Raw genomic sequence first — 19,816 nt, forward strand, 5'->3', positions numbered from 1 at the left:
TTAATTTAATGGCTACACCACACATCAACGCCGCTGACGGCGCCTTTGCTGAAACCGTGTTGTTTCCGGGTGACCCACTGCGTGCCAAGTACATTGCAGAGACGTTCTTAGAAGACGTTGTACAGGTGACCGACGTACGTAACATGCTAGGCTTTACCGGAAGTTACAAAGGCAAGAAAATTTCAGTGATGGGCTCAGGGATGGGGATTCCATCTTGCTCTATCTATGCCACTGAATTGATCAAAGACTACGGCGTGAAAAACATCGTCCGCGTCGGTTCTTGCGGCGCTATTAGCCAAGACGTCAAAGTGCGCGATGTGATCATCGGCATGGGCGCTTGCACCGACTCAGCGGTAAACCGCACTCGCTTTAAAGGGCACGATTTTGCTGCGGTGGCAGATTATGACCTGCTCAGCAAAGTGGTTGATGCTGCCAAAGCACAAAATATTCCTGTTCGCGTTGGTAACGTCTATTCAGCAGATCTGTTCTACACCCCTGAAGCGGATATGTTTGACGTGATGGAGAAGATGGGCGTGCTGGGTGTTGAAATGGAAGCTGCTGGCCTTTACGGCGTGGCTCACGAGTTCGGTGCGCGTGCCTTGTGTGTGGTGACAGTGTCTGACCACATTCGAACTGGCGAGCAAACCACCTCAGATGAGCGTCAAAACACCTTTAACGACATGATCGTGATGACCTTAGAAGCGGCATTGCATTTCTAAGCTGCACTATGCGGGTGACGATTTATCAAAAAAGAGGCGATTAGCCTCTTTTTTTGCTGGCTAACTGGCTGATTTGCGCAAATGTTCGCAGCGTAGAATCAGGCGGTAGCACGACGATTAGCGGTTGTTTTTTGAGTGAATTGTGGATTTTTCAGCGGGGTTGCGCAGCGATTAGACTCGGTTGGCTGAAAAAGCCGCATTCGAAAGGTTTATCAGCAAAAAGTCCTTTACCTTTAATCGGGGTTTTTGCATAATTCGTCCCGTTCGTAGGGGTGTAGTTCCAATTGGTAGAACAGCGGTCTCCAAAACCGACGGTTGCGAGTTCGAGTCTTGCCACCCCTGCCACTAATTTCGACGGCTTGCATAGCAATATGCGAGCCGTTTTTCTTTTCTGGATTTGCATTTTCTGCCAGACCTCGGCTTTTCGACAATAGCGCTTTGCCTGAATGATAGTCAACGCATTGTTAACGCGCAGGCTGAACCCCCATTATTTGAATCAAGCTTTCGGTGCACTCCAATCAGATGCAATTTGGCGCATTAGACCCACGTCAAACTCACTTGAATAAATACTCTATATAATCAATAGCCTTGTTTTATATTGATGCGATTTAGCATAAATAGGATTCATTATTATTTAGCCTAGTTTAGCTGTGATGAATGTAGCGAGATTATTGTGATCAGCTTTGCCTAAATCAGCACGCTTGCTTGATATTAATTATAATTCATATAGCTTTACATTTATTATACATTTGTAAAGTATAGCGAATCGAAATGACTCATGATTTAATGAAGCGAATTAAAGAACTGGATGTCTTTAGTCTTATCGTCTTTAGGCACATTTTTGAGTCAGGCCATGCCAATGAAGTTGCGCGAAACTTGGGGGTTTCCCCATCAAAAGTCAGTCGCAGTTTGAATGCGCTGCGTGCAGCATTTAATAATGATCTTTTCTACCGCCGCCAACAGGGGCTAAAACCCACATTATTTGCGGAAAAGCTCTATCCCAACATCTGTGTTTTTACCGATTCGCTCGAACAATTCAAAGATGTATTGCTCGATGAGCATTATCCACATGAAGATATTATTTTAAAATTGGCCGTAGTCCCTATGTTTATGCCAATTGTAGCGCAACGACTTGCCGCTCCTGAAATACAACAGCAGTTAGGAAAAATCCAACTTTATTGCTGGGACGAAAATTCCATCGATAATTTACACAAGGGTGATCTCGACTTTGGGATCTCAGTAACCCAAGAGTTAATGGATTATCATGAACTCACTCAGCAAAAAATAATTGATACGCAAGCGCTTTCAGTGGTGGCTAAAAGTAATCATCCTATCTGGCAAAGTTACGCACAATTTGATGTGGAGCATTTGGCAGACTTTCCATTCGTTTATATTGCGACTCAGGGGTTTAATGATCGTCTAGATCCATTTGAGCAATATTGTCGCGAAACAGAAAAGAGTTACGTCAGTATCTCGCCGGTTAAGAGTTATGCAGAGTGGTATTGTCATTTATTGACGATGAATAGTGTTTCTATCGCTCATATCGGTGAGCGTAACTTAATTAATGATCTGCCGGGGCTGCGCTGCGAACGTATGCCGCAACCGCAATTTTTACGCTTAGATAATGCACTAAGAACACCGAGGATCTATTTAATTGAGCGTTCTAAACCATTACGCCGCTACAACGAAAATACGCGAGGATTAATATTCTCAACAGTTTATGAGTTATTAAGTGATAACTAATTAAAAATATCATTAAGTGCTTAATTATCTGAGTTGTTTTAAGGTTAAATTAATTGTCTCAATTTTCAGATTAAATTAATATTTTTAATTTTTTGCATTTCAATTTTTATTCTAAATAACCTAATGTTTTGATTTGAATGAAGGGCGTGTGATAACACGCCTTTTTTACATTTGTTTTTTTAAAGTTGATCGTGATATCTGCAATAGTTAATTTCAAATATCGATATGCCGTATTTATCTATTAGAGTCATGTTTCACAAATAATATACAAAATCCCTACTTTAAAAGTGTTTTTATTTATTATTAATCTACTGCTTATGCAGACGTGAAAATAAAAATTAAGGGAACAATGATGAAGAAAAGAACTGGTTTATCGTTATTAGTTCTTGCCATGACCAGTGTCCTCGGGCTGAGTGCCTGTGGCGATGATGGTAAGGATGGCGTAGATGGCGCTAACGGTGTTAACGGTACAAATGGTGCTGATGGTCAACCTGGTACTCCTGGGTTGTCAGCTGGTCAATTTGCAACCACGATTGAAAACCTGACAGACCTCGTAATTACGCTTGAACCAAGCGATATCGTCGTTTCTGGTACCACACCATTCTCTGTGAAATTCACTGCAATGGCTAAAACCGTGTCTGGTGATATGGTGCCATTTGTGGGTTTGAATAAAATTCAACTATATGTTGGACATCAATCTGAAAACAATTCAGGTAAAGGCTCGGCTTATCAGTGGGCTAACCACACCATGCTGAATGGCGCTGGTACTAGCATGTACTGTAGCGATACAGGTGTGACTGTGGATGCTCATGGTAACTCAGCTAATGCTTGTACACTGGTTGAAGATCCTGCAAATCCAGGTAGTTACACAGGTACTTGGGAGCACGAAGGTAATGCACCTGTTGTTTGGGCTGATGACGATGCCAATAGCTTGCACCGTGTAATTATCCGCAGTTATGCAACTAACGCCGTAGGCGTTCAGTTGAAAAACCGTCTGTTGACTGCACCAGTTGATTTTATTCCTGCGACTGGTGAATTGGCTGAATCAGCTAAAGATACTGTGCCTGACACTGCTTGTATCCAATGTCACGGTGCTGTTGAAGGCTTCCCTGAAGGCGATGAGCGCATCAACAACATCTCTCGTCATGGTGCAAACTATCAATCAGTGCAGATGTGCGCAATGTGCCACACTCCTTCAACCACTGAAACTTGGCCTCAAATGGGTCTGCCACTGGATTTCCCAGCCATGATCCACGCGATCCATACTGGTAGAGAAAATGCTGAGTTCTTCACTAGCGAAAGCGCAGTTGAAGACTTTGGCAAAATCAGCCTGCCTATGGATGTTGCCGACTGTACTATGTGTCACACCAACGATGAAGCTTACAACACTAGCATTACAGCTGCTGCTTGTCAGGGTTGTCATATGAGTGTGAACTTTGAAACTGGTGAAGGTCACTCTGAGTTCAATCTGGCACAAGCCAATGACTCTCAATGTATCGCATGTCATGGTTCAGGCGAACTGGCACCAATCAATGCTCATAAGATTGGTGACCGTTTTGCAACTATCGAAGCGCTGGACGTAAGCGTGTCTAACGTTGCTTACACTGAAGGTGCAACTGCTGCTGATGCTGATACTCTGGCTGTAACTTTGGCTGTGAAGTTCAAAGGTGAAGCTGTTCCAGCTGGCTTTGACTTCGGTACTTACGCACTGAGCTCACGTGTTGCTGCTTTGATGGTGGGTACTATTGATCAATATGGTATGCCAACTGCGGCATTCACCATGGGCTTAACTGGCGCTGCTGCTGATGCAACTGGTCATGTGACTGTAACTGCATCTGGCAATTACAACTTAGCTGATGCAAGCATCTATGTTGCTTCAAACATCCTGCTGTGTAACGACGTTCAAGGTAATTTAGCATCTTGTGCTAATGCTCATACCAACCGTATCTCTGTAGCAATGCCTACTAAGTACTGGAACTTGGCTGTTGCTGATGGTAGCAATGCAAACGTCGGTCGTTTCAGCCAACCAGAACGTATGAGTGCAAACGAAGCAGGTTGTGGTAACTGTCACGACACGCTGGTTAACCACCACTACGGTAACCTGACATTCAGCCAATGTTCTAACTGTCACAACAACAACGCTCCAGGTTCAGCATTCCCTGGTGCATATGTTCAAACTGGCGTAGACGCTGATGGCGAACCAACCTTTGGTGCTTTGGCAATCACTCCATTCGGTAACCATGATCTGGCAACAGTATCTCACCGTCTGCACAGTGGTATCCAAACCAGCGCAACTGGTGCGTTAATCTACCGTGACCAAGCGGGTGCGATTGTTAACTACCCAGCAGCTGATACTGATTGTGGTGCTTGCCACGTAGAAGGCAAAACAGTATTTGCTGACGATGGTGGTTTGACTTCTGGTCGCCGTGCTATCGCAGTAACTAACGAAGATGGTGCAACTGTATACATCTCTCCAACTGCTGAAGCATGTCGTTCATGCCACGCTCACTCAGATGCTGCTTCATACGCTCACTTCAAGAGCAACGGTGCGGTTACTGTTGAAGATGGTAGCACAGATAAAGATCTGCCTATCGAATCATGCTCAACTTGTCACGCTGAAGGCAAAACCTACGGTGTTGATAAAGTTCACATGACTCTGAAACACTAATAGGTATCAATAGGCACGCTTGAGTAGCGTGCCTATTCAAATATTGGCGAGGTTGCGGTGATGCGAGATAGGGATGTCCGTTAGCCGTAACCCCGCCTTTTCTTTTGCTTAATTGGCACCGTTTTCTGAGCCACTGTTAAGCCTTCAAAGTCGCTCTTACGGCTTTTTTACTTTGATAAAGTAACGGTCGGTATGGCCTTTAATCTGCGGATCAAATACTGATAACTCATGGGTATCTGCTGCATTGTGGTAGATGTCAGTAGTTTCAGCAGCCACAAAGCCAGCCTTTTCCAACACAGCGTTAATCAGCTGCGGCTGAATCCGATGCAGCTTGGCGTTGTCATTACCTGCATTACCGATATGATCCACCACTGCGAAGGTAGCGCCGGGTTTGAGCGCATCATAGACATTCTTCAAAATGGCCAACGTGCCTTGCTCGCCCACACTGTGGTAATAGTCGTGAATATTGTTGCCCCAGAACACCAAATCTAGTTGGTTGTTTAGTGGAATGGCATCCATTTCCCAGATCTCGGCTTTCACATTCTTGAGCTTGCCTGTCTCAATGCGGGTATATAGCTGCTGGATAATTTTGCCACCCGCCATCTGCTCTAGATGATGATTATTCTGTGCGTAAACTGTACCTTCATCGCCAACGGCTGCTGACAGAATCTCGGTACTGTAGCCGCCGCCCGCGCCCATATCCATCACAGTCATGCCTGGCGTGATATTGAGAAATTGCACCATCTGTACAGGCAAACGGCTTTTATCTTGTTCCAGCTCTGTCTGATGAAATGGCGCTTTGAGCAGGGTTTGCACGTTGGCAACTGCTTTGGCAACTTCGGCCTTGTTATCAGCCGCCAGACTACTAAATGCTGGGGCAAATAACAGCGCTGTCATCAGCGGCAGGGCTCGCGGCAAATGGCGACGGAGGGAGAGTGAAAAAGTCTGCATTGTCATAGTCCTTTATTAATAGCTAATTTGTGTAAGGCGCATATTAGCAGGCCAAGTGTGAGAAATAGCTGAATAAAATGGGTTGGATTACACAGATTAATTAACCTGATTAGCGAGGTTCGACCAAAACGCAGATAAAAAAGAGGCCGCTTGCGCGGCCAAAAAACTAACTCAGGGAACGATATAACGATGAATAAGCAAAGGACTCTAACAATGAAAAACGGTTAACCCATTAGCGCTGCAGCAGAGCGCGTAGCATCCACGCGGTTTTCTCATGCAACTGAATACGTTGGGTCAGCAAATCGGCCGTCGCCTCATCATTGGCTTGGTTAACCAATGGATACAGGTTACGGGCGTTACGAATAATCACTTCTTGGCCTTCCAGCAACTCTTGAATCATCTGGTTGGCATCGGTCACGCCTGTATCTTCTTTGATACCTGTGACCGCGGCAAAGGCACTGTAAGACCCCAATGCGCGTTCACCTAGCGCACGCACACGTTCGGCAATCACATCGACGGCGCCTGCCAGCTCGGTGTATTGGTCTTCAAACATTTGGTGCAAACTGTTAAACATTGGCCCAGTGACGTTCCAGTGGAAGCTGTGGGTTTTCAAATACAGGCTATAGGTGTCGGCGAGCACTTTGTTTAATCCCGCTGCAATCTCTTGGCGATTGGCTTGATCGATACCGATATTAATCTGACTCATAATGACCTCCTATTAAGTTGATGAGCTAAGTCTACTGCGGTGGTTAAAAGTTTAAAGCGGATAGAATAGATGTTATTAATCGCTTTTTTAGTTGAACTTGAGTGCACGTTTGCTAAGCCCCATTGCGCTGGGGATTCTGGTAAACTGTCGCTAATTGAATGTTAACGAGTGTTAAATGAACAGCTATCTACACGCCATGGGGATCACCGAATGGCAGCCAAAATCGGCGCAAATTACTGAAGGTTTGTGGCTGTTAAGTGATAACAGTGCAGAAGTGAGCCTCGAACATCCGCTGGTACAAGAGGTATTAAAGCTGCTGCACGTGAATAGTAGTGACTGCCGGATCGCCAGCAGCGACATTGCGGCTAAAATCGCGCCAAGCAATGTGTTGTGGGACATGCGTGTCGAGCCGCAATCCGGTCGCCTACGCAGTCAACCTTTGCCGCTGTTATGTCAAAGCGTGCAAGGTAAGCGCGATTTATGGCAGCAAATCTGGCAACAGCAGGCGCAGCAACAGCAATGATCAAATCACTGACCATCGCTGATGTCGGCAGCATGCTGCCCATCGAAAATGCCGCCCACGTATACCCGTGGAGTGAAGCTGTGCTCGCCAGCTGTTTTGGTGAACGCTACCGTGTATTTGGGCTGTTTATTGAAGAGGAATCCGGGCATTCGCAACTAGTCGGCTACGCCATCTACCAATATCTGTTTGAAGAAGCGACGCTGATGAATATTTGCATCAATCCCAGCGCACAGGGCAGGGGCTTCGGTAACACACTCCTCAGCCACAGCATGCAAACGCTGGTGGATAAGGCCGCTATTGAAGTGGTGTTCTTAGAAGTGCGCCAAAGCAACCAAGCCGCCATCGCGCTGTATCACAAACTCGGCTTCAGCATCGACGGCGAACGCAAAAACTACTACCAAACCGCCAGCGGCCGAGAAACTGCAGTACTGATGTCAAAGCGGTTTGCTAGTTAATTCGTTTGTTATGGCCTTGCCGAATCATCCTTAATTTACCTGAATGTCGCCATCCTTGGATTGGGTCACAATCGTGTAAGGAAGTACGATGGTATCTGCGACAACAGAGAACGCGGAATCAATAACAAACCATGGCACATTATTGAGGGTGCCACCTACATTTGCTGTTTTGCTCGGCTCGCCACGCAGCAGGCAAACATTATAGGAAATGCCACTGTAAATGCGTGGAATGGTCTCGCAGTAGCTTTTCTTCCCTTGATGCTCGATAACAACATGATTGTTATCAGGAGATATCGTCTTGATTGTGGCGCAAGAACAGCAAAGGCATGCGACTAATGGCAGTAATAGTGTTTTCAATTTTCCAAGTTCCTTCTAGGGAAATAACCGACTATTAAGGGGATAGGCTAAGCGCCGCATAATTGGCGCTAATTTGTGCATTCATCATATCTTCCGATGTACGAATAAATCTAGCAGGGATTAGTGTATTTACACATATCACCATGATTTTCATCGAATGAGTCAAAGCAACTAAGCGGCTATCCCTCACTATCACAAACTCGGCTTCAGCATCGCCAGTGAACGTATAAGCCGATAGTTAGTTGTGTGTCAAAGTGACACTTAAATTGATCATTATTGGCGTTGGATTCATAATGCTTGGCGTGCCACTTTGACACATTGGAGAACACGATGGCCTCAACATTGCCGCGTATTACCGCCAGAGTAGACCTTGATACCCAAGATTTACTGACCAAAGCCGCTGCTATTGCCGGTATGTCTAGCATTAACTCTTTTGTGCTAAACGCCGCCATTGAAAAAGCTAAGCAGGTGATTGAGCGTGAAGAAACTCTCAAACTCAGCCGAATTGACGCTATGGCACTGATGGATGCACTCGACCAACCCGCCAAGGCCAATACCAAACTGCAAGCCGCCGCCAAGCGCTACGATGGTAAAAGCCAGCAATGAATACCGTGCTGCTCGACAAAGATAAACACGATAGAAACCGATTCAATTGTGGTATCGACGCGCTGAATAACTACTTCAAAGTGATGGCCAGCCAGCAAGCCAAAAAAGACAATACCCGAACTTTTGTGTTGGAAGATGACACCGATAACTCGGCCGTGATTGGCTTTTATACGCTAACCATGACCCCGATCGACCTGAACGCCTTACCGATCAAACTGCAGAAAAAACACCCGTCATCTATGTCCGGCGGACTCATCGCCCGCTTAGCCGTAGATAATCGTTACCAAGGCCGAGGATTCGGCGAATGGTTACTGATCGACGCCCTGCGTAAATTACTTGCCGCCAGCGACACCGTCGCCTTTCCCATCGTAATCGTAGATGCCAAAGACGGCGCCGCGCACTTTTGCGAAAAATATGGCTTCACCGCATTTCAAGACACTGAAAACAAACTCTTCATCACCATCGCAGACATCCGCGCCAGCTTGAGTTAACGACACTGTTGCAACAAACTAACGCTTTTTCTTTATAGCTGGAAGGAGCAAAAACAGGTATCGCTGTACTGCTCATTATACTTCCAACTTACAGTAAACTCCTGTGTTTTAAGTGGGAGCAGGTGACTAAAGTAATCAAGTCGCAATGTCTCTTGTTATGGATATTACTTAGCTATCGATGGTAAATGTAGTAATTACTATGGGGTTTCTAATGAAGCGAAAATTATTTTATTTTTTATTAAGTTGAATAGATAAAAATATAAATCATAAATACATTTATCTCTAAATTTGGTGTATGTGGGTGATGTATTAAATAGTCGTGTTGATGGTGGTTAAAAATATTTTCGGGCTAAAACATCTAATTTTAGCCCATGTTTTATTCTTATTTCATATACGTTACTTCAATTTTCTTATCGACAAGATACCTACAGATTTCCCAGTCTGGGTTATATGTTGCAATATTATGTATTGCGATTCCTGCTAATGCAGCAATTCCTAAACCTGCATCAAGAAGTCCAATCGTAGCAGTTGCTACGCGCTTTGATGTATAAATTCGACAAGACATGTCTCTACTCTCGATATGTCTTTCAATCAATTGGACAGCATCACTCAAATGACCTTCCAATAGTACAACTTCAAATGATTTTTTATCTCTAATTAAATCTAGATGTTCACCAGCTTCTATCTGCTGGTATGTAAATCGATTCATTTTAACTCCATTTAGAATCTTTTTGTAGAAAATGTAAGAATCACTATTTTACAAACTTCTACTAAAATGTAAATTTTGTATTTATTTTTCTATTGGTTAAATAAATGAAAAATATAATGTCTATTTCAAATTTTAATTTTTGATAAATATAAACACACAAAATATAAATACGCGTAGCTAAGTGTGCTGTAATTCGCTAAAAATAATTTTTTAAAAGCTAGGTTTAGCAATGTAATTCTACTTTTTTTATTGGATAGTTACAATATTGGTTCTATTTAGTTGTTTAATGTTTGTCACATTTCCCATTTTCACTCGCCAGCAACTTTACTATGTAATTCCCGACATATGCAGACTTGTGGCCGTCGCCAGCATGGCGAATATCGCGATAGCGATGTGCTCATGAGCGCGAGCCACAGATGGCGAGCTGGCTAATTACATGGATGTAATTGGCTGGCGTCGAGATTCCAAGGATGGATTCACATCGAGCCACAAGGATGCATGTGCATTGCGCACCGCAGGTGATTAATAACGCTAAATTATCCGACAGCATAGAATTTGCAAATACGCACAAAGCTGTCAGCAGACAATAAAAAACCGCGCATTGCGCGGTTTTTCAGAACTCACCAGTAACGCTAAAACAAGAGCGTTACTTCACCTCTTTCCCTTGTGCTTGCAAATCCGCATGGTAGCTAGAGCGAACCAGTGGGCCGCAGGCGGCGTGGGTAAAGCCAAGTTCCGTTGCCAGTTCGTGCATTTTGTCGAACTCAGCTGGGGTCACATAACGTTCTACCGGCAGGTGGAATTTTGATGGTTGCAGGTATTGCCCCAAGGTCAGCATGTTGACGTCGTGAGCGCGCAGGTCACGCAGCACATCGGCAATCTCTTCATTGGTTTCGCCAAGGCCCATCATCAAACCTGATTTGGTTGGAATGTGTGGGTGACGCTCTTTAAAGCGTTTCAGCAGATTGAGCGACCATTGATAGTTCGCCCCTGGGCGCGCTTTGCGGTAGTGCATTGGCGCAGTTTCCAGATTGTGGTTGAACACATCAGGTGGCTCAGTCGCCAGAATATCCAATGCTTGATCGATACGGCCGCGGAAGTCAGGCACCAGAATCTCAATCTTGATTTCTGGGTTCAGTTTGCGGATTTCACGAATACAGTCAGCAAAGTGCTGCGCGCCGCCATCACGTAGGTCATCACGGTCAACCGAGGTGATTACCACGTATTTGAGCTTCATATCGCGAATGGTTTCAGCGAGTTTGACTGGCTCGTTTTCATCAGGCTTGAGCGGGCGGCCGTGGGCCACGTCGCAGAACGGGCAGCGGCGGGTACAGATCGCGCCCAAAATCATAAAGGTGGCAGTGCCGTGGTTAAAACATTCCGCGAGGTTCGGGCAAGAGGCTTCTTCACACACCGAGTGCAAACCGTGGCTACGCAGCGCAGATTTGATATCTAAAATGCGTTGGTTTGACGACGGTAGTTTTACACGCAACCAATCTGGTTTACGCAACATAGTGTCACGTTCCGATGGCACCACTTTCACGGGAATACGGGCAACTTTATCGGCATCACGTAGCTTGACGCCCGGTTGTAAACGTTCTGGCCTGTTCATAATGATTTCGGTAATCCTTGGTGATGGATCAGCTGCGTATAACCTAAGCGCTGACTAAAAATTTCGGCAAATTCGTTGGCAGCTTGCACAACGGTTTGCGGCCCGCCAAGTTGTTTGGCTTGGGTCATCTCTAACCCTGCATAACCACAGGGGTTGATGCGATGAAACGGCGCTAAGTCCATGTCGATATTGAATGCCACACCGTGGAAGGAGCAGCCGCGACGAATGCGCAGCCCCAACGAAGCGATTTTGTCACCGTTGACGTATACGCCCGGTGCATCAGCTTTGGGATAGGCTTCAATGTCATATTTGGCGAGCACAGACACAACCGTTTGCTCAATGTCGGTCACCAGTTGGCGCACGCCGATTTTGAGTCTTTTCACATTTAACAGCGGGTAAGCCACCATCTGGCCGGGGCCGTGATAGGTCACTTGGCCGCCACGGTCAACTTGGATCACCGGAATATCGCCGGTGTTGAGCAAGTGTTCCGCTTTGCCTGCCTGTCCTTGGGTGAACACCGGTGGGTGCTCGACTAACCACAACTGATCTTCAACAGTGTCGTCGCGGTCATCCGTTAGCTGCTGCATGGCATGCCAAACGGTTTCATAATCCATCATGCCCAGATGGCAAATGTGTAAGGTTTTGTCTGACAAGAGAAAATTGTCTCCAGTTTCACCGTGGCGCTATTATACGCGCTCAAGGCAAAAATGTAATATAGATCACACTTTTGCCGGTAAAGATTACAGCACGCGGCGCACGCCTTCGATGGCGGCAAACTCAGTGTAGAGTGTTTCGATGTGCTCTTTGCTTTCTACAATCACGCGGATGGTGACTGAGAGGTAGCTGCCTTTGCTCGATGCTTTGGTGCTAGGCGTGTAATCGCCCGGTGCATGACGTTGAGCCACCAATACCACTTTTTCCGCCAAAGTATCGCTGGCATCGCCAACCACTTTAAATGGGAAATCGGTAGGGAACTCTAGGTACTTATCGAACTCGGTATTCAACATAAAACGCTATTCCAAAAATACAGGGATATGGGCAAATATGGCGGCGATTATAACCGAATTCAAGGCGCGGATCAGGTAAGAAAAAGCCGGTATTGCTACCGGCTTGATTTATCTCGATTAAAGCGCGCTGGTGGCCTGTTTTAGCCAGGCTAAATCGTCACCTTCGAGCACTGGTGACAGGGCAGCCAGCACCCGTTGATGGTAGCTGTTAACCCAGTCGATTTCGGCGCTAGTCATGATCGATTTATCGAACAAGCGCTGGTCCATCGGAATAAGAGTAATCGCTTCAAACTGGTAAGTTTCGCGTTCGGCGTTGGCTAACGCGTCACATGGCTTGACGGTGACCAAGTTTTCTAAGCGGATACCAAAACCGTTTTCACGGTAGTAGCCCGGCTCGTTCGAGATCACCATGCCCACTTGCAGCGCAATGGCATTGTGGTTTTTACCGATACGTTGCGGGCCTTCATGCACACTCAGGTAATGGCCGACGCCGTGGCCAGTGCCGTGGTCGTAATCAAAACCGTGTTGCCACAAGTATTGGCGCGCCAAAATATCCAACTGTTGGCCGGTGGTGCCTTTCGGAAAGCGTGCTTGATCCAGCGCGATGTGGCCTTTGAGCACCAAAGTCACCATCTTGCGTTGTTCGTCTGTCACCTCGCCAATGGCGATAGTGCGAGTGACGTCGGTGGTGCCATCTAAGTATTGCGCGCCAGAATCGACGAGGTAGATGCTGTTCATCTCTACCTGCGCTGGCGTGCCGTTCAGATGATTGTAGTGGCACATGGCGGCGTTTGAACCCGCGGCAGAAATGGTGTCAAAGCTTGGCTCTTGATACAGCGGATCGGCTTTGCGGAAGCTTTCCAATTTATCGGATAGCGTGGCTTCATCGTATAAACGATTGGCGGCAGTTTCACGATCGAGCCATGCGAGGAAACGGCTGACGGCCGCGCCATCACGTACGTGACACGCTTTCATGCCCGCCAGTTCGACTGGATTTTTACAGGCTTTTGGCAGCGCGACAGGGTCGAGGCCAGCAATTAATTTTACGCCCGCTTCACGCGCTTGCAGTTGGCATTCGGCGTTGGCGCTGTTTGGGTCAGCAAGCAGTTTTTTGCCTTTAAGTGCAGTAATCGCAGCGGCCAACTCTGACTCATCGGCAAAGTTGACGCCAGCGCCAACATGGGCGGCAATGTCGCTTGGCAGTTTGCGTTGGTCGCAATACAGCGTCATATCGCCATTGGCACTCAGCAGCGCATTACCTAATACCACCGGAATGCGCGGAATATCTTGGCCGCGAATATTGAGCAACCAGCAGAAGGAATCGAGCGCGTTGATCAGCGCCACATCAGCGCCTTCTTTTTTTACTAGCTCACCAATGAATTTGCGTTTCTCAATGCTGGTTTTACCGGCCACGTCATCACTGAACAGCGAAGCCGGATTCACCGCAGCGGCTGGGCGGTCGTGCCAGCAGATGTCGACCAAGTTTTCAGGCAGACGCACCAATTCGATGTCGACTTTGGCTAAGCGGGTTTGCGCCGCTTCAAACCAAGCAAGCGTAACGCAGCGAGCATCAATCCCCACGCGGCTGCCAGCGGGCAGTTTATCGGCCAGCCACTCATATTGTGGCATTTCGGTCAGGCTTTCATAGCTGTATTGGCTGCCATCGACCTGTTGGCGCACTTGTACCACATAACGGCCATCAACAAATACCGCTGCGCTTTGTTGCATCACAATCGCCATGCCCGCTGAGCCAGTAAAGCCGGTGAGCCACCATAAACGTTCGTTGTGGGCTGGCACATATTCGCCGAGGTATTCATCGGCGCGTGGTTGCATAAAGGCATCAAGCTCAAGCTTGGCCATTTCGGTGCGAATGGCGTCCAACCGCGCTGCGATAGAGGTAGACATAGAAACTCCGTTATCGGTGTGGCGCACCGCCGAGTGGTCGTGCGCGAGAAGATGAGCAATTAAGTGCGAGGATTATGGCAACTGTGGCTTGGCTTTCGCAAGTTCAGCGGTAAGAAAAAGCGTTGCTGAATGTAACGCTCAGCCAGCAAGTTATTCAGCTTGCTGGTGGGGCGAGAGCATAATTTGAAGCGCGAGGTTGGTGAATTTTTGATGCATTTTTGCAAAATTAATCGTTAACAATACGATCCCATATTGTTTTGAGCGAGCCGTTCACAACGCCATGTTTTATGTCACTGTGGCTGACATTGTCAGTTGCTTGCGGAGGGGAGGCTTCTTGTTCACGCCTGTTTTTCTCTTTTGCTGTTTCGTCGTAGACGTTCTGGCTGATAGTGCTGCAGCCGGTGATGGTGGTTAACACTATGAAAACTGTCGCTGGCAGTAATAATCCTTTATGGTTCATAACGTATCCTTGGTAGTGGCGAACAATAAATTAACGTCGTGATGAAATTTTCAGCAGGGGTTCGACACTATTCTTAACGCTGAAGTTCCGCAACCAGCCGTGGTGATTATGTGAGTCATGCAAGAAGATCTAATCGCGTATGGGCAAATTTTCCCGCTGGGTTGCGCCGGTTTAATCCATTCGCTGCGTTAATCATCTGTTTTACGGGTAAATAATCGATGGTTACATCGCTGTAAAAGCAGGATTATGCTAGTATGTGCCGCAGTTAAAGCTCGCTGAATGAGCACGATGGAGGGGCGATGGCTGAATTAACGATTGAGGTAGGGGCGGATACCGCGCTACTGCAATACACCGATGATGGTGTCACCGAGCAGTACAAAGTGCCAACGGGGGAAGGTTTTTCGCTGGCCGATCTCAATCAGCATATCGCTGACTTTGAAAGTGATTACCAATTATCTGACTATCGATTAGCGATAGCGTTTCCCGGCATTGTGCGTGACAACACCTTGCTGTCTTGCAAACATCTTCCCTCGTTGATGGGGGTGAATCCTGAAAAAATTCAATCCGGTGCAAAAAAGTTATTGCTGAGTAACGATGTACAAGCGGCGATGTATGCGGTTGCCAGTGATAAATATCGTTGCGAAATTCTGGTGGGCTGTTCTGCTGGTATGGGCTTAGCCGTAGCGTTTGACGGTAAAGTGTTTACCGGTGCCACAGGCATTGCTGGTGAGTTGGGTAGTTGCCGCGTGATGAGTGAATCGGGCGAATTTAGCTTAGATCAAATGGCCAGCGGTGAGTCGATTCGGCAACGGCGTTTTCGTAACCCCGTAGAGTTGTATCGTTCAGGTGCATATCTGGGGATGGCGATTGCGTGGGCGGCGAATTTGTTGAACCCACAGCGCATCTGGTTAGCGGGGAGCACGCTGAACCAATCGGATTATTACAAGGGCTGTGTCGCGAACTTAAAAGAGATGGCAATGCCCGCGGCGTTGAGTCATTGTCAGATCAGCCGAGTGGATGATTCTGAAACGATAGTCTGCCGCGGACTGCAAGTGATGTTGCAAACCCTTACGGATTAACTTTTAGCAATTCAACATCAAAAATCAGTGCAGAGCCCGGCGGGATAGGGCCTGCAGTGCGATTACCGTAGCCTAACTCTGCCGGAATAAAGAAGCGCATTTTGTCGCCTTCGACCATCAACTGCACACCTTCGCTCCAACCTTGAATCACTTTATTAAGTGGGAACTCAATCGGCTCGCCGCGGGCATAAGAGCTGTCAAACACGCGGCCATTGATCAAACGGCCTTCATAATGCACTTTGACTGTGTCGGTTGCTTTAGGATGTTCAGTGCCTTCACCGTGGACTAAGTACTGATATTGCAATCCTGAGTCGGTGGTAATCACCCCTTCTTGCGTTTTATTGGCTTCCATAAATGCCTTGCTGGCGTCGATGGTTTCTTGCATGCCCACCCGTTGTTGGCGATCGATAAAGAAGTAGAAAATAACGGACGCAATAATAATAACGGCAAGCACAATTCTCATGGATGATCCCTACAAAAGTAAAAAGACGCTGTATGTTACCAGCGACTGTGACTGAGCGCCAAAAATCTAGTACCAGCTGACGGGCAACTGGGCGCGATAGTGAAACAGCGCAAATAGCGCGGCAATGTTGAGGATGACCATCAACCAAAACAGTTGGCGAAACTCGGTTTTGACAGATTTATGCCGCAGCTGATGCTGCGCCAATAACGCACCGGGCCAACCGCCTAACAAGGCTTGAATCTGCAAAGTGCTTTCGGCAATCCGCCAGCTATTATCGCGAGCGGCGGCTTTATCTTTGGCGTAAGCGATATAGCAAATGAGGCTCATCGCCAAATACCACAGCGGCGTATACAGCGGTAGCCAATGTTGCCAACTTGCCAGCGCCAATACTGGCCACAAGCACCAAGACCAGACCCAATAGCTGCGGCCTGCTTGATATTGCTGCTGCTTTTGTTGTCGCTGCTTAGTTTGCTGCCGTAGTAGTTGTTTATCCTCTATGGTCATCGCATTTAGTGCTTGCCAACGACCTTTATCATCTTGCGTTAGCTCATAACTGAGCAACTCGCCCACAGCAGGGCGGCGGCTTTTGTTTGCCATCTCTTTGATATGCAGAAACACTGGCTTATCGCCGGAAACGGGCGTAATAAAGCCAAATCCTCGTTCATCGTGCCATTGGCTGAGATGTCCTTTTCCTTTCATCTAAATTCCTTTTTTATCATGGTGCTGGATGATAATTGCGCCCAAATGCCAGTTTACGCCATAGCGACTCTAATGGCCCTTGCGCGAAATAGTGCAGCCAAAGCGAGGCAATGACTAATTGAACGGCATTCCACAACATAGCGATGGCTAAATAGCCATACCAATCAAGGCTGACGTTAAGCTCTGGCGCAATATGGCGAAATAGCAGTACGCCAGCTACAGATTGACCGATATACAGGGTTAACGGCATTCGACCAACGGCTTGTAGCGCCGAAAATATCGATGACGATCGATATTGGCTCTTAGCTAATTGATGAATAATCCACAGCGACATCGGCAACGCCGCCACATTGGTTACGGCCTCGGCAACGCCGGTTAATGCTGCATTTTCAGATGTCGCAATCAAGTAGGCAATTGCCGATAGCAGCACCGAGCTAGGCAGTAAAAATCGTGAATAGTGTGCCAGTCCAACTGTAAACCAACCGCTGCGCACTGCATATGCGCCCAATAACATCAGCCCCAACAGTTGCCAAAGATAGGTCAGCGGAAAATACAGCAGATCGCCTACCCAATACATGGCTTGCAGTGCCACTTGTTGCTGATAAGCGCCGGTCCACAAGCTGACCTCTTGCTGGAATTCAGCCGATTCACGGTAGATGGGGGGAATATCACCCGCCAACAATGATGCGACACCACTGAGCAATACCCCCATCACGAAAAGCCGCAGCGCCAACGCTAACATCGCTTGAGGCGGTTGCTTTAGATAACGCAGCAAGATTAAACCGCACACCGCATAGTTAAACAGAATATCGCCCGGCCAAATTAGAATGCAGTGCAGCACGCCTAATACCAGCAACCAATACATGCGCCGTTTGAGCAAGTCAGTTGCGCCGGCAAAACGTTGCCATTGTAGATACAACCCCGCGCCAAAGAGCATGGCGAATAAACTCATAAAGCGATCGCGTAGCACAAAGTAATACAGCACTTGCCAGAGTTTATCTGCGAAGTTTGCCTGCTGGTGCGGCACATAGTCGTACAGGCTGACGCCCATTGAAAAGACATTCAGCAATAAAATGCCCAGTACTGCGATACCCCGAATGGTATCGATACTGGCTAAGCGGGCAGCGGTCACAGCAGTTGACACCTTAAGCAACATTGCATGGTTAGTCGATGGCAGCAGCATAGCGCACCTTTGTTGTGTTTGTTAATGCTGACAGCAGCTTAGCTAAATAATTAGCCAGCTAATGCAGCAATAATTAATGCTGCAAATTTCGCCAAAGATCGCATTTTCAGTGCGACAAACCCACTAATCTCTTCGCCCTTAAGGAGTGTTTTAGCGATTGAGAGGAACTCATGAACTACGTTGAATCATATATTTTGCTGTCAGGGATGTTGATTGCGGGCTTGCTGTATCTGCGTAATTTGCGTCGGCAGCAATTGGTGGACTATATACGGCAATCTTACGCCCCCAGTTTCCAGCTGCTGGCCGATGAATTTGACGACAGCGACACCCTATTCCAAGATATTTTGCGTGCGATAAAACTCGGTCAACTCGCTGTTGATGACGATCTGCAGTTGCAGCGATTTTATTATCAATTGCAGTGGCTCAATTGGTTGCCGGTGCTGACGCTGATCCTCGGTTTTTTGTTAGCCGCTTGGATTCAACCTTAACCTCCAGTGTGAAGCAGTTTTAATCGGTATAGGCTTTCCTAGCGTATTTTGGTTAATTAGGATGTGATTGATTGCTCAAAAAAATGCAAATATAACGCGGAGTAACACGCATTATTTAAAACACCCATCTTGTATGCTGCTTACATCGGTACGCTGAGGAGTCAGCGGGAATTACCACGCGAGGGAACCATGATAAATATTAGAGAATTTCACCCGCAAGATTATTCCCAGGTGCAGCAAATCTACCAAGAAGGGATAGATTTCGGCTTCGCCACATTTCAAACCGAAGTGAAAAGCTGGGATGAGTGGGACAACTCGATGATTTCGGTTTGTCGCTTAGTTGCGGAACTGAATGGCTGCATTGTCGGCTGGGCTGCGTTGTCACCCGTTAGTAGCCGCCCTGTGTATCGTGGTGTGGCAGAAGTCAGTATTTATGTGGCGGCAGAAGCCCGTGGCCAAGGCGTTGGTCATGCCTTGCTGAAAAATCTGGTGAGCCAATCAGAAGCATTAGGCTTTTGGACCTTGCAATCGGGCATTTTCCCTGAAAATCAGGCCAGTATTGCATTGCATCGGCGTAACGGTTTTCGGATCCTCGGGGTGCGAAAAAAGCTCGGGCAGCTCAACGGCGAATGGCGCGACGTGGTGTTTATGGAGCGTCGCAGCGCCGTCACTGGGCTTTAATTTCGATATTGAATTTACTGAGTCGAAAGCTCTGCAATGCAGAGCTTTCTTGCTTAATACCGCAGTTGCCTTTTTTACGTGCTGCTACCCGCTAAAAAGATCATCCCTCTTTTTTTGTGCAACTCAATCACGCCAGAAAATTGCACACATCAGCGTCCTTTCGAAAAGGTGTTTCAGGCTCGCTCTAGTCTGTTAATACGCCGATTTGCCACTCAAAAAACGATCAGCAAAAACTGCACAGATCGGAGCTGTTTCTGTACAAAATTCGGCATTTTGCCGAATCAATATCAAAGTTAGGTTGATTAAATGAT

At 47.0% G+C, this 19,816-nt stretch carries 22 protein-coding genes and 1 tRNA gene; 11 read left to right on the forward strand and 12 right to left on the reverse strand.

Features of this window, described 5'->3' with window-relative positions; translation table 11 throughout:
• Positions 1 to 8: 8 nt before the first annotated feature.
• The 4 genes from deoD (at position 9) to JYB87_RS04610 (ending at position 5,130) form a co-directional block, all read left to right on the forward strand.
• Positions 9 to 719, forward strand: coding sequence for a purine-nucleoside phosphorylase (deoD, locus tag JYB87_RS04595; protein WP_207355735.1), 711 nt, complete (start codon positions 9 to 11; stop codon positions 717 to 719).
• Between the two features lie 268 nt (positions 720 to 987).
• Positions 988 to 1,064: transfer RNA gene (locus JYB87_RS04600), tRNA-Trp, on the forward strand.
• A gap of 426 nt (positions 1,065 to 1,490) precedes the next feature.
• Positions 1,491 to 2,462 (forward strand): LysR family transcriptional regulator, encoded by a 972-nt coding sequence (locus JYB87_RS04605; RefSeq protein ID WP_207355736.1) that lies wholly within the window; start codon positions 1,491 to 1,493, stop codon positions 2,460 to 2,462.
• A gap of 352 nt (positions 2,463 to 2,814) precedes the next feature.
• Positions 2,815 to 5,130 carry an OmcA/MtrC family decaheme c-type cytochrome gene (locus JYB87_RS04610; RefSeq protein WP_207355737.1) on the forward strand — a complete coding sequence of 772 codons (2,316 nt, stop codon included), beginning with the start codon at positions 2,815 to 2,817 and terminating at the stop codon, positions 5,128 to 5,130.
• Between the two features lie 156 nt (positions 5,131 to 5,286).
• On the opposite strand, the gene JYB87_RS04615 is transcribed toward JYB87_RS04610, so the two are convergent.
• A complete protein-coding gene (locus JYB87_RS04615; RefSeq protein WP_207355738.1) occupies positions 5,287 to 6,081 on the reverse strand; it encodes a class I SAM-dependent methyltransferase in 795 nt (264 codons plus the stop codon).
• Between the two features lie 232 nt (positions 6,082 to 6,313).
• Positions 6,314 to 6,787 carry a Dps family protein gene (locus tag JYB87_RS04620; protein WP_207355739.1) on the reverse strand — a complete coding sequence of 158 codons (474 nt, stop codon included), beginning with the start codon at positions 6,785 to 6,787 and terminating at the stop codon, positions 6,314 to 6,316.
• Positions 6,788 to 6,962: 175 nt separating this feature from the next.
• Between JYB87_RS04620 and JYB87_RS04625 the strand changes: the two genes are divergently transcribed.
• The gene (locus JYB87_RS04625) at positions 6,963 to 7,310 is read left to right on the forward strand and encodes a DNA polymerase III subunit psi (RefSeq protein WP_207355740.1); all 348 of its coding nucleotides are present in this window, start codon (positions 6,963 to 6,965) and stop codon (positions 7,308 to 7,310) included.
• Positions 7,268 to 7,765 (forward strand): ribosomal protein S18-alanine N-acetyltransferase, encoded by a 498-nt coding sequence (rimI, locus tag JYB87_RS04630; protein WP_228729945.1) that lies wholly within the window; start codon positions 7,268 to 7,270, stop codon positions 7,763 to 7,765. Before JYB87_RS04625 ends, rimI begins: the two co-directional genes overlap by 43 nt.
• A gap of 30 nt (positions 7,766 to 7,795) precedes the next feature.
• Here the strand turns inward: rimI and JYB87_RS04635 are convergent, their stop codons facing one another.
• Positions 7,796 to 8,122 carry a YceK/YidQ family lipoprotein gene (locus JYB87_RS04635; RefSeq protein WP_207355741.1) on the reverse strand — a complete coding sequence of 109 codons (327 nt, stop codon included), beginning with the start codon at positions 8,120 to 8,122 and terminating at the stop codon, positions 7,796 to 7,798.
• Positions 8,123 to 8,452: 330 nt separating this feature from the next.
• Between JYB87_RS04635 and JYB87_RS04640 the strand changes: the two genes are divergently transcribed.
• On the forward strand, positions 8,453 to 8,728 hold the full coding sequence (locus JYB87_RS04640) for a type II toxin-antitoxin system TacA family antitoxin (RefSeq protein ID WP_207355742.1): 276 nt from the start codon (positions 8,453 to 8,455) through the stop codon (positions 8,726 to 8,728).
• Complete coding sequence (locus JYB87_RS04645; RefSeq protein ID WP_207355743.1) at positions 8,725 to 9,219, forward strand: GNAT family N-acetyltransferase; 495 nt, start codon at positions 8,725 to 8,727, stop codon at positions 9,217 to 9,219. The genes JYB87_RS04640 and JYB87_RS04645 overlap by 4 nt, the downstream gene beginning before the upstream one ends.
• 382 nt (positions 9,220 to 9,601) lie before the next feature.
• On the opposite strand, the gene JYB87_RS04650 is transcribed toward JYB87_RS04645, so the two are convergent.
• From JYB87_RS04650 to JYB87_RS04675, 6 genes are all read right to left on the reverse strand, one after another.
• Positions 9,602 to 9,928, reverse strand: a complete 327-nt coding sequence (locus JYB87_RS04650; RefSeq protein ID WP_207355744.1) for a hypothetical protein — start codon at positions 9,926 to 9,928, stop codon at positions 9,602 to 9,604.
• 646 nt (positions 9,929 to 10,574) lie between these two features.
• Complete coding sequence (lipA, locus tag JYB87_RS04655; protein WP_207355745.1) at positions 10,575 to 11,540, reverse strand: lipoyl synthase; 966 nt, start codon at positions 11,538 to 11,540, stop codon at positions 10,575 to 10,577.
• On the reverse strand, positions 11,537 to 12,193 hold the full coding sequence (lipB, locus tag JYB87_RS04660; RefSeq protein ID WP_207355746.1) for a lipoyl(octanoyl) transferase LipB: 657 nt from the start codon (positions 12,191 to 12,193) through the stop codon (positions 11,537 to 11,539). The genes lipA and lipB overlap by 4 nt, the downstream gene beginning before the upstream one ends.
• Positions 12,194 to 12,280: 87 nt before the next feature.
• Positions 12,281 to 12,547 (reverse strand): DUF493 family protein YbeD, encoded by a 267-nt coding sequence (ybeD, locus tag JYB87_RS04665; RefSeq protein WP_037443561.1) that lies wholly within the window; start codon positions 12,545 to 12,547, stop codon positions 12,281 to 12,283.
• Between the two features lie 117 nt (positions 12,548 to 12,664).
• Complete coding sequence (locus JYB87_RS04670) at positions 12,665 to 14,452, reverse strand: aminopeptidase P family protein (protein WP_207355747.1); 1,788 nt, start codon at positions 14,450 to 14,452, stop codon at positions 12,665 to 12,667.
• Positions 14,453 to 14,678: 226 nt separating this feature from the next.
• Positions 14,679 to 14,912: a hypothetical protein gene (locus JYB87_RS04675; protein ID WP_207355748.1), complete on the reverse strand. Its 234-nt coding sequence runs from the start codon at positions 14,910 to 14,912 to the stop codon at positions 14,679 to 14,681.
• A gap of 299 nt (positions 14,913 to 15,211) precedes the next feature.
• On the opposite strand from JYB87_RS04675, the gene JYB87_RS04680 reads away from it, so the two are divergent.
• The gene (locus JYB87_RS04680; protein ID WP_207355749.1) at positions 15,212 to 15,991 is read left to right on the forward strand and encodes an ROK family protein; all 780 of its coding nucleotides are present in this window, start codon (positions 15,212 to 15,214) and stop codon (positions 15,989 to 15,991) included.
• Here the strand turns inward: JYB87_RS04680 and JYB87_RS04685 are convergent.
• From JYB87_RS04685 to JYB87_RS04695, 3 genes are all read right to left on the reverse strand, one after another.
• Positions 15,981 to 16,454, reverse strand: a complete 474-nt coding sequence (locus JYB87_RS04685; RefSeq protein ID WP_207355750.1) for an FKBP-type peptidyl-prolyl cis-trans isomerase — start codon at positions 16,452 to 16,454, stop codon at positions 15,981 to 15,983. The genes JYB87_RS04680 and JYB87_RS04685 overlap by 11 nt on opposite strands.
• A 66-nt stretch (positions 16,455 to 16,520) precedes the next feature.
• Positions 16,521 to 17,153 carry a DUF1294 domain-containing protein gene (locus JYB87_RS04690; RefSeq protein WP_207355751.1) on the reverse strand — a complete coding sequence of 211 codons (633 nt, stop codon included), beginning with the start codon at positions 17,151 to 17,153 and terminating at the stop codon, positions 16,521 to 16,523.
• Between the two features lie 16 nt (positions 17,154 to 17,169).
• Positions 17,170 to 18,336, reverse strand: a complete 1,167-nt coding sequence (locus JYB87_RS04695) for a DUF418 domain-containing protein (protein WP_207355752.1) — start codon at positions 18,334 to 18,336, stop codon at positions 17,170 to 17,172.
• Positions 18,337 to 18,506: 170 nt separating this feature from the next.
• On the opposite strand from JYB87_RS04695, the gene JYB87_RS04700 reads away from it, so the two are divergent.
• A complete protein-coding gene (locus JYB87_RS04700; RefSeq protein ID WP_207355753.1) occupies positions 18,507 to 18,824 on the forward strand; it encodes a hypothetical protein in 318 nt (105 codons plus the stop codon).
• Between the two features lie 189 nt (positions 18,825 to 19,013).
• Positions 19,014 to 19,505 (forward strand): GNAT family N-acetyltransferase, encoded by a 492-nt coding sequence (locus tag JYB87_RS04705; RefSeq protein ID WP_207355754.1) that lies wholly within the window; start codon positions 19,014 to 19,016, stop codon positions 19,503 to 19,505.
• Positions 19,506 to 19,816: the final 311 nt, after the last annotated feature.

The organism is Shewanella avicenniae, assembly GCF_017354945.1.
Classification (GTDB): Bacteria; Pseudomonadota; Gammaproteobacteria; order Enterobacterales; family Shewanellaceae; genus Shewanella; species Shewanella avicenniae.

Coding starts and splice junctions, on each gene's coding strand:
- deoD (WP_207355735.1), top strand. CDS start 9: ATGGCTACACCACACATCAACGCCGCTGACGGCGCCTTTGCTGAAACC.
- JYB87_RS04605 (WP_207355736.1), top strand. CDS start 1,491: ATGACTCATGATTTAATGAAGCGAATTAAAGAACTGGATGTCTTTAGT.
- JYB87_RS04610 (WP_207355737.1), top strand. CDS start 2,815: ATGAAGAAAAGAACTGGTTTATCGTTATTAGTTCTTGCCATGACCAGT.
- JYB87_RS04615 (WP_207355738.1), bottom strand. CDS start 6,081: ATGCAGACTTTTTCACTCTCCCTCCGTCGCCATTTGCCGCGAGCCCTG.
- JYB87_RS04620 (WP_207355739.1), bottom strand. CDS start 6,787: ATGAGTCAGATTAATATCGGTATCGATCAAGCCAATCGCCAAGAGATT.
- JYB87_RS04625 (WP_207355740.1), top strand. CDS start 6,963: ATGAACAGCTATCTACACGCCATGGGGATCACCGAATGGCAGCCAAAA.
- rimI (WP_228729945.1), top strand. CDS start 7,268: ATGGCAGCAAATCTGGCAACAGCAGGCGCAGCAACAGCAATGATCAAA.
- JYB87_RS04640 (WP_207355742.1), top strand. CDS start 8,453: ATGGCCTCAACATTGCCGCGTATTACCGCCAGAGTAGACCTTGATACC.
- JYB87_RS04645 (WP_207355743.1), top strand. CDS start 8,725: ATGAATACCGTGCTGCTCGACAAAGATAAACACGATAGAAACCGATTC.
- JYB87_RS04650 (WP_207355744.1), bottom strand. CDS start 9,928: ATGAATCGATTTACATACCAGCAGATAGAAGCTGGTGAACATCTAGAT.
- lipA (WP_207355745.1), bottom strand. CDS start 11,540: ATGAACAGGCCAGAACGTTTACAACCGGGCGTCAAGCTACGTGATGCC.
- ybeD (WP_037443561.1), bottom strand. CDS start 12,547: ATGTTGAATACCGAGTTCGATAAGTACCTAGAGTTCCCTACCGATTTC.
- JYB87_RS04670 (WP_207355747.1), bottom strand. CDS start 14,452: ATGTCTACCTCTATCGCAGCGCGGTTGGACGCCATTCGCACCGAAATG.
- JYB87_RS04675 (WP_207355748.1), bottom strand. CDS start 14,912: ATGAACCATAAAGGATTATTACTGCCAGCGACAGTTTTCATAGTGTTA.
- JYB87_RS04680 (WP_207355749.1), top strand. CDS start 15,212: ATGGCTGAATTAACGATTGAGGTAGGGGCGGATACCGCGCTACTGCAA.
- JYB87_RS04685 (WP_207355750.1), bottom strand. CDS start 16,454: ATGAGAATTGTGCTTGCCGTTATTATTATTGCGTCCGTTATTTTCTAC.
- JYB87_RS04690 (WP_207355751.1), bottom strand. CDS start 17,153: ATGAAAGGAAAAGGACATCTCAGCCAATGGCACGATGAACGAGGATTT.
- JYB87_RS04695 (WP_207355752.1), bottom strand. CDS start 18,336: ATGCTGCTGCCATCGACTAACCATGCAATGTTGCTTAAGGTGTCAACT.
- JYB87_RS04700 (WP_207355753.1), top strand. CDS start 18,507: ATGAACTACGTTGAATCATATATTTTGCTGTCAGGGATGTTGATTGCG.
- JYB87_RS04705 (WP_207355754.1), top strand. CDS start 19,014: ATGATAAATATTAGAGAATTTCACCCGCAAGATTATTCCCAGGTGCAG.